Source organism: Anaerocolumna xylanovorans DSM 12503, from assembly GCF_900143645.1.
Classification (GTDB): domain Bacteria; phylum Bacillota; class Clostridia; order Lachnospirales; family Lachnospiraceae; genus Anaerocolumna; species Anaerocolumna xylanovorans.
In genome coordinates this window covers 72140-85277 of the sequence record NZ_FRFD01000003.1, presented here as the reverse complement: position 1 = coordinate 85277, position 13138 = coordinate 72140, and the positions used below count along the sequence as shown (strand labels likewise).

Annotated in this window: 12 protein-coding genes; all 12 read right to left on the bottom strand. The window is 41.4% G+C overall.

Going from position 1 to position 13138, the window contains the following annotated elements; translation table 11 throughout:
* Window positions 1–45: 45 nt before the first annotated feature.
* A complete protein-coding gene (locus tag BUF11_RS00420) occupies window positions 46–621 on the bottom strand; it encodes a TetR/AcrR family transcriptional regulator (protein WP_073586847.1) in 576 nt (191 codons plus the stop codon).
* A 139-nt stretch (window positions 622–760) separates the two neighbouring features.
* On the bottom strand, window positions 761–1126 hold the full coding sequence (locus tag BUF11_RS00415) for a DUF4180 domain-containing protein (protein WP_073586846.1): 366 nt from the start codon (window positions 1124–1126) through the stop codon (window positions 761–763).
* A gap of 18 nt (window positions 1127–1144) precedes the next feature.
* Entirely contained in the window at window positions 1145–1618 is a 474-nt protein-coding gene (locus tag BUF11_RS00410) for a helix-turn-helix domain-containing protein (RefSeq protein ID WP_073586845.1), read from the bottom strand.
* Window positions 1619–1864: 246 nt separating this feature from the next.
* Window positions 1865–2977, bottom strand: coding sequence for an aldo/keto reductase (locus tag BUF11_RS00405; protein ID WP_073586844.1), 1113 nt, complete (start codon window positions 2975–2977; stop codon window positions 1865–1867).
* Between the two features lie 233 nt (window positions 2978–3210).
* A complete protein-coding gene (locus tag BUF11_RS00400; protein ID WP_073586843.1) occupies window positions 3211–3897 on the bottom strand; it encodes an N-acetylmannosamine-6-phosphate 2-epimerase in 687 nt (228 codons plus the stop codon).
* Between the two features lie 50 nt (window positions 3898–3947).
* Complete coding sequence (locus BUF11_RS00395) at window positions 3948–5462, bottom strand: DUF4127 family protein (RefSeq protein WP_073586842.1); 1515 nt, start codon at window positions 5460–5462, stop codon at window positions 3948–3950.
* A gap of 98 nt (window positions 5463–5560) precedes the next feature.
* Window positions 5561–6382 (bottom strand): sugar phosphate isomerase/epimerase family protein, encoded by an 822-nt coding sequence (locus BUF11_RS00390; protein WP_073586841.1) that lies wholly within the window; start codon window positions 6380–6382, stop codon window positions 5561–5563.
* 201 nt (window positions 6383–6583) lie between these two features.
* Complete coding sequence (locus BUF11_RS00385; protein WP_073586840.1) at window positions 6584–7639, bottom strand: Gfo/Idh/MocA family protein; 1056 nt, start codon at window positions 7637–7639, stop codon at window positions 6584–6586.
* A 66-nt stretch (window positions 7640–7705) separates the two neighbouring features.
* Window positions 7706–8461, bottom strand: a complete 756-nt coding sequence (locus BUF11_RS00380; protein WP_073586839.1) for an aminoglycoside N(3)-acetyltransferase — start codon at window positions 8459–8461, stop codon at window positions 7706–7708.
* Between the two features lie 44 nt (window positions 8462–8505).
* Entirely contained in the window at window positions 8506–9846 is a 1341-nt protein-coding gene (locus BUF11_RS00375) for an FAD-dependent oxidoreductase (protein ID WP_073586838.1), read from the bottom strand.
* A 38-nt stretch (window positions 9847–9884) separates the two neighbouring features.
* A complete protein-coding gene (locus tag BUF11_RS00370; RefSeq protein ID WP_073586837.1) occupies window positions 9885–10871 on the bottom strand; it encodes a CehA/McbA family metallohydrolase in 987 nt (328 codons plus the stop codon).
* 111 nt (window positions 10872–10982) lie between these two features.
* A complete protein-coding gene (locus BUF11_RS24195) occupies window positions 10983–13136 on the bottom strand; it encodes a GNAT family N-acetyltransferase (RefSeq protein WP_073586836.1) in 2154 nt (717 codons plus the stop codon).
* Window positions 13137–13138: the final 2 nt, after the last annotated feature.

Here is a 13138-nt window from a genome sequence, read left to right as displayed (position 1 = left end):
ATTTGATTTTATTTTAAGGACTTCCAATTACAGAAAGCCCTTTTATTACAAAGTAATCTCTTCCAGTACAGATTTTATAAATTCCATAATCTTTATGTTCTTTTTCTCACCCTCAATTTCTTTATCAATCAGTATTCCTAACTGTCCGAAAACCATAAAGGATGCCGCTGTCTTAGGATCCTTTAACCGAAGCTGTCCCTTCTCACATTCCTCTGTCAGCAGCCTTTGAACATGGGGACAAACCTTTTTACAGATATTTAATGACAATCTATCGTGAAAGGAATCCGCTCCTTGTCCGTGAAAAATATCATAATACTCTTTATTTTCCTTCTCAATGTCGCTGAAATTGGGAATATAAATTATCTTCTCCAGTAAATTCATTTTAGGATTACATAGCACCTCAATCATCTTGTCGGCAATATACCCGGCATATACGTCCACCGCACTCTCAAAAATCTCTTCCTTTGATTTAAAATACCGGTAGCATAAGCCTTGGGATATTTTTAAAGATGTAGCTATGTCAGAGATTGAAGTCTTATCATATCCCTTTTCCTTGAATACCTTTATTGCCGCATGCAAAATCTCCTGTTTCCTGACTTCTACCGGCTTTACCTCTCTCATTTTACTCACCTGCCTTGCTTATAAACGCATCTTAACATAAGCTATCCCATTTGTCAATGAATGATATTCATTCACTTAATATTCTTTCTTTTCTCTCTTTAAACAACCTTCTTCTATTTGCAAATCCACTTATTATTTATCATATAGAAGACAATTTTTCGATTGCTTCCTCTTCTGTGGAGACAAAAAACACATCTTTCCCATGATTACTCTCATATATTAAGTCTTTTAAGGGCTTGCTTGTATAATGAGAAAATTCACCGATGATAGCGAATTTCACATGATAATTTATAAACTTTTGAAGAATTTCTCCTGCAAGGCAACTACTCAGCTTAAAAAACTCTTCCGTAACGGCCGCTTTATCTAAGGCAATATGATTACAGCCAGTTTCATAATTTATGCTCATCATAAAATCCAATGCGGACTGTACATCTGTTATTATGACCTCATCGCTTTGTACAATTGCTATTAAAATATTATTCTTTTCTAATGTTTTAATGTTCATCTTATTTATTTTCCTTCCTTAAACAGATTCTACCAGCATAGTCACCATATCCAGCATTTCTTCTATGAATTTTACCGATCCCCAAAGCAATATCTTTAGTCTGCTCTCGCTTTCATAGTATTTCACGTTAAGGGTAGAACCCTGAAATATTAAATCTTTGCTGTTCATCGAAGCTATAAGGGTATTCGATACCCGCATATACTGGTTTTTATCTATATCATCTATGTCGATGACGGTTGACACATTTATTCTTGTCTTTGCAGCATCCATCGTTTTTGTTGTAAAGTCTAAAGAGGTATTTCCTTCTATTTTTTCTTCTGCCTTCACATTACTATTTTCCATAAAAGCAGATAAGTCGTTGTCAGAAATTCGCCACTGCTTTCCTGCCTTAGCCGCTCCTAATTTCCCCTCTGCTATAAACTTTCTGATTGTTTTATGATGCATGCCCAGCAAATCTGCAACCTGATAAATTGTATAAAACTTTTCTTCCATAATGGTTTATCCTCCAAGCCTGGCTGTAGCTTAATACTAGTTGATTCATTTGTACTTGTCAACACTTTATTGCTATTTAATAAACTTTATTGCACTTTGTTGTACTATATTGCCTTTTGAAACTCAAAAAGTTTAAAAATAAGGCTAACCAATTTTCAGGTCAGCCTTATTATAAATACTCCTTGCAAAATAAAAACTTTATTCCTGATCCCTGGTATCTTGGCAGACATCTGTCAATAAACATCTTTATTTACTGTCAAATATACCGCTGACTTCCTCTAAATAGTCTCTAATCGTCAAATGCTGGGGACATACTGTTTCACATTTACCGCATTTTATGCAATCGGCTGCCTTTCCTTTTCCATTTGTATAAACGCCATAATACCATTCGCTGTTCCAGTCCTTATATTGCTTCTTCGCATTATAACAGGCAAAAAGGTCCGGTATGGGTATACTCTTTGGACATTCATCAATACAGTATCTGCAGGTCGTACAGGCAATGTTATCCTGGGTTTTGAGCATTTCTCTGATACGGTCTATCATACCATACTCCTCTTTGGTAAAAGGCTTGAATTCTTTCATGTAACTGATATTGTCTTCCATCTGCTCTATGTTACTCATACCGCTCAACACCATGAATACCTTTTCAAAGGAAGCACAATAGCGGATGGCATAGCTGGCTAAACTTACTTCACTGTTATGATCTGAAAGTAATTTCTTTGCCTCCCCCGGGAGATCAACAAGCGCCCCTCCCTTTACCGGTTCCATTACAATAACCGGTTTATTATATTTTTCACATACCTGATAGCATTTATAGCTTTCAATTCCCGGATCGTCATAGTCGGCATAATTAAACTGTATCTGCACTACTTCAACATCCGGCTGTTCACGGAGTATTTTTTCCAACACTTCCGCTTTATCATGAAAGGATATTCCGATATGCTTGATTTTACCTTCTTCCTTTAGTTGTCTTACTATCTCAAAGGCATGGCATTTAATATATTTCTGGTAAAAGTCACGATTCATGGCATGCATCAGATAATAATCAAAATATTGGGCTCCCGTATTAATAAGCTGCTGCTCAAATAAGGGTCTGATTTCTTCTTCCTTTTTGAAAAAGTGTGTAGTAAGTTTATCTGTAAGAATATAAGAATCTCTTGGATATCTCTTTACCAGACATTCTCTTAATGCAAGCTCGCTTTTTCCGCCCACATATCCATGGGCCGTATCAAAATAATTGAAACCTTCTTTCAGAAACAGATCAATCATTTGGTTAAACTGTTCATAATCCACTTCTTCTATTCCGGTGTCTCCAGCCTTCATAGGAAGTCTCATGCAGCCAAATCCTAATTTCTTCATTTCTTAATCTCCCTTCATGTATCTTATAATACTTTCATGATATCACTTGGAGTTAGCTCCAACGCAAGGAGAAATTGAAATTTCACAAAATTTTAACTGCCCTTAACAAATGTCTTAAGAAGGACACAAAGATAAATTGCCAGTCCTGCATGCAATCATAGAAATATCTACTGAACGCATGTAAGACTGGCAGCTTATCTTTTAAAGAGCTCTTGGGCTTTTCTCATTCTCTTCTATATGCTATCCACATATCTTCTTGTTATTTCCCTGGGTCTGGTAATTGCAGTACCAATCACGGCAGCAAGTACCTTTTCCTTCATTATTAACTGTAAGTCGGCTACTTCCCAAATTCCCCCCTCTGCAATAACCGGTATTTTAAGGGCTTCTGTCAGACTTCTTATCAGGTTCAGATTCGGAAGGGAAACTCCTTTGGTATCTTTTGTATAACCGCATAAGGTAGTGCCTGCAATGTCAAAGCCAAGCTTCTGTGCATTCATTCCATCCTCAAAAGTAGCACAGTCGGCCATAAACAGCTGGTGCGGATACTTCTCTCTTATCTTAGGGAAAAACTCTTCCAGTGTGATTCCCCCGGGACGAAGTCTGCCTGTGGCATCCATCGCAATTATTTCCGGGTTTTCAGCCATTAACAGTTCTATTTCCCTTTCTGTAGGAGTTATATATATTTCAGAGTCTTCATAATCCTGCTTGTATAAGGCAATCACCGGCAATTCCACTGCCTTTTTGATTTCTCGTATGTCTTCCGGAGAATTTGCACGAATGCCCGCCGCTCCGCCTTCTTTTGCTGATACCGCCATTCTGGACATAATATAGGAACTGTGCAGAGGCTCATTTTTTAATGCCTGGCAGGATACAATCAGCCCTCCCCTTAATTGCTGCAATATTTGCTCATTTCTACTCATACTCTCACCTTTCTTTTGTTTATACAGAAACCAGATTTACTATCAACTTTTTAGAGAAGCTCCTTAGAGGGACCATGGCTTGCTTCTATTCCAACTTCAAACATTCTGCTCCAGGGCATCCACACACTCTTTAAGAGGATATCCGGTGAAATGGATGGCATATACTCCTGCATAAACTGCTCCAACTCTTTTTTCACCCGTTTGCTGATTTCACCCTGCTGCTCTTTTACATCAAAATAATTCATCCCATAGCTCTCTAAGTCCTCGGTCACATTTTTCCTTACAACGGAACAATAACCGGCATCCTCAATATAACGCTCCACCAGGAAATCCATATGCTTCTTTGTACTTCCGTAATGATAATAATCTACTCCCTCTGCAATAGAAGTACCAAGGGTATTCGCAGAGGTATTCCAGCCGGCATAGCCTGCTATTCTATCCAAAAGGCGGTTCTGATTTAACAGACGAATTAAAAGAAGCTCCCCGCCGTTACCATAAGCATTATCTCCTATTGTGACTATCTTTCCCTCTGCCACCCTGTTCCTTATAAAATCTATAAGCTCCGGAAGATTCCTGTCGGCACAGTATCCCTTTGCCAGGCAGGGCTGTTCGGTGGCTTCCTCAATTTTATAGGCCGGAGCAGTTATCGCGAGTATAATATCTGAATTCTCATAGGAGTCCGTCAGCTGGCAGCCTGCTGAAAGGATATGATATTTTATGGTATTTTCCAGTGTATTACCTTCGTAGATAGGTATCACTGCCTTGGAACCTTCACTGGCATATTTAACATATACTTTAGGCTTTTTCTCTTTTATCGTATTTATCATTCTGGCCATCAGAGTAAGTGCTACCTCATCGGCTCCGGGATACATCAGAATCCTGTCGGATAGTCCTTCACTGTCTATCCTGGCACGAACCTCCTCCTGATCAATGGCGGCATAACCATAGGGAGCAGAGTCATCCTGAGGTATGACTAACGCATCCACATAGCCCTGTCCTACATAGTTTATAAGGGTATAGTTTAATTCCCTGTTGCGTTCTCTTCTTGCTACGTAGTCATTGAGCTTGTCACAGTCAATACGGCTTAATATATGATCCAGTTCCCCGCCATCACACAGGCCAAGACGGCTCTTATGCACTATTTCACCGGCTAAATGAATCATCTTGCCATATTGTTCATAATAATCCGGTTCCTCATCATCACTGGAATAATCAGGGCACCTCATGATAACCTGAAATGCATAAATAATCAATTTGGGATTTTCTTTTTTGAGAGACTTTATAACTGCTGCCTGTTCCTTTAACTTTTCTAACTCTCTGTCATGAATACGGGAGGGCACCAGCCCGCCATAGAGCAGCATGTCAACCGACAATACCAGCCCGTCCGCATCCTTGCATTCTTTTTTTAGAAATTCTGCAACTGTAAGAACGTCCGCCGGTTCCTTTTTATGTCCCAAATTCTCCGGCCTTACAATATCGATGTCTTCATGCTCAAACAGGCGGTAGGGAAAACTATAATTGCAGGGTCTCTCATCTAATGGAAGTAAAACGATTTTTTTCTTCATATCTTATGCCTTTCTCCTGAAATGTTATAATTCTTATAGAGTTATAATCACTGTATTAGCAATCTATTTTAAATGTCATATTCATCTGTTCCCGCTTCTTACCTTACGGCATTCTTTAAATATTCAATGCATTCAGACGTATCCTTCATAGGATCACCTAACCCCTCATATTCAATTGACAGGTAGCCGCTATAACCTTTCTCTTTCAAATAAAGAATAGTCTGGGCAATAGGAACATCACCGCAGCCTAGAACAACTCCCTGGTAAACGCTTCCATCTAATGCAGTATAACCCTCTTCCCCATTCACTCTTTTTAAGTCTTTCAAGTGAACATAACCAATTTGATCATAAAGAGCTTTTACTGCATCAAGAGAGTTCTCATTTGCCAGAATAAAATTGGCGACATCCGCATTTGCCTTGAGAGCTTTAGAACCAACTCTTTCGATAACTCTCTTTATCTGCTCCGATTTTCCTGTAATAAGTCCATGGTTTTCCAGCACCATTGTGATTCCTTTTTCCTCCGCGAAAGGGGCAGCTTTCTGAAAACATTCTACGATCCAATCCTCTGCATATTCAGAGGCTATACCTTCTTTTTCACTTCCGCCGAATACTCTCATCCGGCTGCTGCCAAGCTTTCTTGTTAAATCCATGCTTTTCTTTAGGTACTCCACCTGTTTATTTCTTTCTCCAGAGTCCGGGAGTACAAAATCATTCCCTATGGAGTATGCGGACACCTCCATGTCAAGTCTTGCAAGGAGTTCGGTAATTTCTCTTATGTCACTTTCTCCTTTTATAAAACAATCCAGGAGTTCAACGGATCTGATGCCGTTACGATGGCAGTAATGAATAAAATCACATATGGTAATCTCCTGCCCAAACAGCTTCTCCTGAAGAGACCATGCGCTTACTGACAGTTTCATAATAACCTCCATATTGCTTTTTAAATTTTCGCACCAACAACGATGCCCTTTCCAACACGCCTCAAGTTTGGGCCGAGGATTTCGCAGGCACAAACTTGTCTGTGAATTATGCTTCTCAATAATTCACACTAATCCCCATGCATATTGCAAGTTTACTTGCGATACTGCCTAAATAATAAATTGAAAAATGCAATGCATTTTTCAAATTAATACCTCGTGACCGGTTTTTGCTGATTGATAGATTGCATCAATTATCCTCATCAATTCAAGACCATCCTCTGCCGGATTCAGGCATATGGCACCATCAGCAATACAGTTTATAAAATGCTTTATTTCCTCAATAAAATTATGTTCAAAGCCGCTGCCCTCGGCATTCAATACCGGTTTTGTATTTCTTAGGTAATTGTATTTGCTTTCATATATTTCAAACTCGGGTTCCATTGTTACACCAGCCTTATCTCCAAACAACTCCAGGTAAAGAGAATCCTCTTTTATATTCTGCACCCAGCTCGTTTCAAAAAAAAGTGTCATTCCATTCTCAAACCGGATCAAAGCTGTTGCACAGTCTTCCACATCGTTGTATTCACTGTAATCAGCCGAGTTATATTTTGTTATCCCCTTGACCTCTGTTCTCATTCCCATATGGTCAAAGGTTGATGCCATAACTGACACAGCCCTCGGTTTGCCGGAAAGATACCGCACCAGATCAATCATATGCACTCCGAGATCTATAACCGGACCGCCGCCGGATTTGCTTCGGTCCGAGAACCATCCGCCGGGATTTCCACACCTTCTAAGGCAGCCTGTCTTTGCATAATATATCTGACCCAAATCTCCCTTTGCAATCATTTCTTTTAAAGATACCGCATTCTCTCCGAATCTCCTGCAAAATCCCACCATTAGAATTTTACCATTTTTTTTCGATGTTTCCACCATTCCCAATGCCTCATCTGCATTTAGCGCCAGGGGTTTTTCACACAATACATGTTTTCCGGCATTTAGTGCCGCAATGCTTGCGGGAGCGTGGACATTATTCCATGCCGTTACGCTGACCGCATCAAGTTCCTCCATTTTCAGCATCTCATTATAGTCGGTAAATGTATTGGCTATATGGTAGGTTTCCGCAAATTTTCTTACACGCTCTTCGTTAATATCACATGCAGCAATTACTTCGACATTTTCCAGACGGTTATAACCCGCCATATGTAAGTTACTTATGCTCCCTGTCCCTATCACGCCTATTTTTACCTTATCCATTCCTTTCCCTCCCATGCCATTTTTCTATGTTTATCTATGCCAGCATTTCATTATATATACCGGACCTCATACAAGCAGATAATCCGGAGTTTTTCTTAACAGGCTTACCGTAAATTCAAACATTTCATAAGCATTGATCAGCCGGATAAGGGAGCTGCCAACCCGGTACTTTTTCATAATACCCTTGCTTTCAAAGAGTTCATCCAGCTTATTAAAATCGGTTGCAGGCTTTTCCCAATTATGCAGCCGGTTTGTCACTGTAAGCTTTTGTCCTCCATAGCCGGTGATATTGATTTTGACCGTATCCGGCTGCAAATGGTAAGGCACCATAGCAATTTCTTCACAGGAGTGTATGGAAGTATTGCTTTCCTGGTCAACACCCGCCAGCAATATATATCCCTTTACTGCAGCATTGATATAATAAGGACTTTTCTCATCACAGGGAGAGCCTGAATATTCATGCCCCCTGGTCAATTCTTCCTTCCGGTACCCGATTGCTGCAGCTGAATGTGTAGGATGAAGGGAACGTATGGCATCCTTCCGGTTTCTTACGGTTTCTGCAAGTATCCCTGTCCAGCATTTCGTATTTACCACATCAAATACGGGCGGACAGGATTTCGAATCTTCTCTGTGCCCGGTAAGTGTCGGTACAACCAACGTACCTTCCACTCCAATGGTATTTGTCAGCGCTGCAATCACCGCATCGGCCCCGCCGTCTATGAATCCGAAACTTTTCAGGGAACTATGAAACAACACCGTATCCCCCCGGCCTAACCCGGCTTCCCCAAATTGCCCGGTTAATTCCGCCACTCCGATTCCCATACCTCTTATCCTTTCTTTTTATACCGAAAGTTTCGTCATCCCTCTCATAGAAGAGAAGAATAATCAGGGGATGCCATAAAGTCTCTTACAATTCTGCCGTCCAGCTCATTCACTTTCCTGCCGTTTTTTACACAGTAAGCGGCGGCAATACCCGCGGCCTCTCCGAGAGCTCTGCAGGTAGGCTGTATTCTGACAGACGACTGGGCGGTAAAGGTCGATGAAAGGCATCTTCCTGCCACCAGTAAATTTTCAAGCTTTTCTGTGACTATGCACCGATAAGGAACTTCGAAATATTCCCCTCTTTCCATTGCTTTGATTCCCAGCTGTTTCTCATCCAGCAGACCGTGAATATCTATCGGATAAGCTGTCCTTGCAATTGCATCGTCAAATTTTGCCCTTCTTTCGTAATCTTCTTCGCTTAGTACATACAGTCCCTTTATTCTTCTGGATTCTCTAATACCCGGCATCTCTGCTACCGATACCAAAAAGCTCTTCTCAAATCCGGGAAGAAATTCCTGCAGGAAACGATACAGCCTTTTTATCATTTTCCTTCCGGTTACCAGGGCACAGCTAATCTCTGCCGAATCAAGTGTATTATAGATATCAGGGATCTCCGGGCAATTAAATGACATCACCCCAGGCATCCCGGGAACTGCAAAAGCCTGAATATACATACCATCCTCATATTCAATCCTGTGTTCCTTAAGACCCTTTCGGAACAATCTGCATAACGGGGTATCCTGTTCCCATACCGAAGCAATCTCCACAAGAGGATATTTAAGTATATCTTCCTCTCCTATGTCCTTTAAAAATGCTTTCAACCTTTCTATATCGACATTTCCAAGCATAAAGCGCAGGGACATAGCCTGATTGTTATGCTCTTTTTCATCTCCGACAAAACAGGGAACTCCCGCAAGATAAGCCGCATCCGCATCCCCGGTGCAGTCAATGAATACCTCTGCGGTAATTAGTGTAAGACCTGATTTGTTGTGAACGAGGATTCCTTTTATATTATTTTCTTCTACCACTGTGTCAATGAGCTCGGTAAGGTACAAAATTTCACCGCCGTGTTCCGTGTATAGCTCTTCCAGTGTAAATTTAAGCATCTCGGGATTAATCCAGCCGTCGTTGCCATACTGATCGTCGGCTGCATTTCCTTCTCCCGCCATTTTTTTCTTTATTACTTCATTCAGATAAGAATCCCCATAATTGCCGTCGATTCCTATATGCATCATGGGAGTGACCTGTCCTCCTGATGCACTGCCGCCAAGATAGGAATTCCGTTCAACAATAAGGGTCCGGGCACCGGCCATTGCGCATGCTATGGCTGCGGCCGAACCGGCCGTTCCTCCCCCGATTACAATGACATCATAGTGTTTTTTCATGGATTTAGCCTCCTCCCATCTTTTTTATGAAATGTTCTTTACCTTCTTTGGTATTCTATATAGATTGGATTAGTCCAAGCTTTTTTCCCGTATAAATCTCTGCATTCTGCTCTAATATAAGTTTCATTGCCAGTAAGCGGATATACCGCCTCCTGCAGCCAATCCTCTTTTGCTTTTCTTAAAACGGTACTTCCTGCCCCCACAAAGCCATCGGTGATAAAACTGATTCTCTCTGATGCACTGCAGGTAATATAGGCCTTTCCGTCTTTGATTCCCCAGTCATATATTTCGGGACCGGAAGAGGAATAATAATTCCCTGTAAGAATAGACCTGGCAATGGAATCATGAGTTAAACTGTCTGCCTTTACTACAATATATCCGCCAAAGGCATCATCAAATAAACCGGCATTATGATTATCATCCGACGCATCCGCCAAAATGTGTCTTCCCCTTCGAAGCATGACATCCCAGTATGTCGTATCATATCCTGTTTCACTTTCATTCTGGGTGTTATAGTTAAAAATCTCCAGTATCTCAAAATCCTCTAAGATGAATTCTTCTGCTTCCACTCTGGACCATATAGGGTGATTATAGGTAACAAAACATCCCCTTTTATGCAGCTCACTTGCCAGATTCCCGGCAGCCCCGGCACCGTCCCAGGATCCACGGTAAATAAAAGGTCCTACCTCCTCCATATGCTGGTATTTCATCGGAGCGCTCTCCTGCATGGCTGCTGTGCCCAGGATACCATTCATATGGTGTACCTTTACGCATCTGTCTTCATCATCGTAGAGTATGGCTGCTGCTTCCACTCCGGGCAGTATTAAGAAATCTTCTTCCCCAAGCTGCTCTCTGTAATCTAAATATAAATTATGGTCACTGATGCACAAAAATGAATATCCGTTCTTTTTAAATTCCTCTACTGCTTCCCAGGGAGTGAACATTCCGTCCGAATTGATAGTGTGGCTGTGAAGGTTACCCTTATACCAATTGCCTTCCTCTGAAAAACCTTTTATATGAATCAAGTTATCAACCTCTTTTCTTCCCCGCAGATTGGCAGCACAAACCTTTCATTTTTCCTTTTCTCTGCCGGGTCATTCGTCGTATTTTTTTCATTACCAAAAAATAACCGCATTTTACAGTTCTTTAACAGCTCCCCGATATGCCCGATACGGCTGAAAACCAAATATCCCATAAAAATCTTTTAAAATTGTCCAATCAATCCGTATGTGGTTGCATTGGAGATTTCTCAAATGAAGAAGTGACTGATGGAGCAGGTATTCCCCTGCATGGTTCCCCCTGACTGCCCTGGCAATTCCAATGGGTCCCAGTTCACCGTTCTGGTCACAATTCCCATGAACCTTACAAAAACCGGCGATTTTTCTATTCTGCAGCTCCTTTAATACTATAATTTCACATGGACTGCCACCATTTTCCAGATACTCTTCCATGCTTTCGGCCCAGATTCCCGGAAATTCCTCCTGCAAAAACCGATACAACTCCTGCTTCTCCTCCATCTTTAGAACTTCCGCATAGAATTTTTCCTGAAAGGAAGAGGTGTCAAAGCGGTCGATTTTATCATTTCCGAACAGGTCGGCTGTCAGATCATAATGCTCCTCTGTATTGACCTGAAATCCCATTTTCCGAAAGAAGGCTGTTTTCTTCTCATCGGGTGCCGGAATACCGGAAAATATATTGTGATAATCCTGTCCAGCGTATATCCTGCCGACCGGTTTTTCTGACAGTACCTTTTGGGCAGCCAGATACAGATGTGTTCCCAATCCCCTGTTCTGAAATTCCGGTTTAATCAACAACGCTGTGATCCATGCATTTGAATTCTGTCCCTTACCCAAACTTTCGGATTTCTTGCATAAGATGGCGCCCAAAAGCCTCTGTCCCTCTCTGCTTCGGATACAAAGGGATGCTTCGGGGCAAAACTGCTCATCAAGAAAGGTACATCTGTGCAGATGTTCTGCGGATACCTGAAATTCCTCCGGGAAGCATTCACTCCAAAGCTGAATTAATTCTGTCAGATCATTTTCCTGCAAAGGCTCCAAAAAGAATCCTTTTTGTTCATTTACCGAAACATAGCTCCACCAATCATTGTCCACCAGATAGGACAAATCAAATAGCATACAGCCGTGGGATTTTTCAAAACACATTCTTATCGCCCTGGTCATGTCCTCCAGGTTTTCCCGGTATTGCTCCAAAAACAGGCTTCCGACAACGGTCACGGCATTTTGTGTGACATGACCCGCTAACCTGGCAGCACCTTCTACGCTGTACCAGAAAGCAGGCTGCCTTGCCTCCTCTGCCTCCTGTTCTGTCACATGCGGATAATAGAATCCTGACAAAAGGCCGTCAAGCTGCTCCGCATATCCGGTCTTTTTGTATTCCTGTATATCCACGAAAGGATATTCCCTGGCGTCATAATCCTTCGAAGCCCAATTAGCTCCCACATGATAGTAAAGAGGATACCACGAACCGGTATAGTCCAGGAATTCAAGCCTTCTGTCCTGGCTGTCCACCAGTTTTCTTACCCTTTTCACAAAATCTGTAATGGTCTTTGCCCGGAAATTAAGGAATTCTCCGAAGAAATTGCCATATTCTATCTGCAGTTTCCCTTTCTCTTCCTTAATGCGGTAAATATCTTCGGGCCAACTGCATACATCTTTAAACTGCTGTTCCCATTTTTTCTTTGTAACAGGTCCAAAATCCGAGCTTAATCCTACGTAGCGGACACGGTCCAGTACAATACCGTCGATAGTATATTTCTGCATTATTTCGTTCAGCAGGGACAACTCGTAGCTGCATACCTCTTCATTAGCCGGGTTCACAAATATTTCTCCAAAATCATCTATGCTGCCAATGGTATTTATCACGGCTTTTTCTGATACCGGCTGAATTACCGGTTTCTTTGCTTCATCAATGCCATATACATAAGTTTGCCAGTCTTTCCTAAGGATGCCCGGCATTTTTTCATGAGGTTTCCTTTTATTCCCTTCGGCAAACACATCAATGGAGGCATAGAACTTCAATCCCTTACGGTGGGCTGTTTCCAAACATTCTTTCAGATAATCCTTCTTTTCAAATGCCTCATCATATTCTGCATAATGGGGTGCAATTTCGCTCTCATAAATAACAAATCCCGTGGTATCCTTTACGCTAAGAATTACTGCGTCAATACCTGCTGCCCTGCACTTCTCCATTGCTTGTTCAAAGCAGGCTGCATTGGTTATCGTCCGTTTATTTGCCTCGATTTCTATCCATACAAAATAATTTGAATTCATTG

Bases quoted from the DNA above. Each gene is read 5' to 3' on its own strand.
- BUF11_RS00420 (WP_073586847.1), bottom strand. From the start codon at position 621: ATGAGAGAGGTAAAGCCGGTAGAAGTCAGGAAACAGGAGATTTTGCAT.
- BUF11_RS00415 (WP_073586846.1), bottom strand. From the start codon at position 1,126: ATGAACATTAAAACATTAGAAAAGAATAATATTTTAATAGCAATTGTA.
- BUF11_RS00410 (WP_073586845.1), bottom strand. From the start codon at position 1,618: ATGGAAGAAAAGTTTTATACAATTTATCAGGTTGCAGATTTGCTGGGC.
- BUF11_RS00405 (WP_073586844.1), bottom strand. From the start codon at position 2,977: ATGAAGAAATTAGGATTTGGCTGCATGAGACTTCCTATGAAGGCTGGA.
- BUF11_RS00400 (WP_073586843.1), bottom strand. From the start codon at position 3,897: ATGAGTAGAAATGAGCAAATATTGCAGCAATTAAGGGGAGGGCTGATT.
- BUF11_RS00395 (WP_073586842.1), bottom strand. From the start codon at position 5,462: ATGAAGAAAAAAATCGTTTTACTTCCATTAGATGAGAGACCCTGCAAT.
- BUF11_RS00390 (WP_073586841.1), bottom strand. From the start codon at position 6,382: ATGAAACTGTCAGTAAGCGCATGGTCTCTTCAGGAGAAGCTGTTTGGG.
- BUF11_RS00385 (WP_073586840.1), bottom strand. From the start codon at position 7,639: ATGGATAAGGTAAAAATAGGCGTGATAGGGACAGGGAGCATAAGTAAC.
- BUF11_RS00380 (WP_073586839.1), bottom strand. From the start codon at position 8,461: ATGGGAATCGGAGTGGCGGAATTAACCGGGCAATTTGGGGAAGCCGGG.
- BUF11_RS00375 (WP_073586838.1), bottom strand. From the start codon at position 9,846: ATGAAAAAACACTATGATGTCATTGTAATCGGGGGAGGAACGGCCGGT.
- BUF11_RS24195 (WP_073586836.1), bottom strand. From the start codon at position 13,136: ATGAATTCAAATTATTTTGTATGGATAGAAATCGAGGCAAATAAACGG.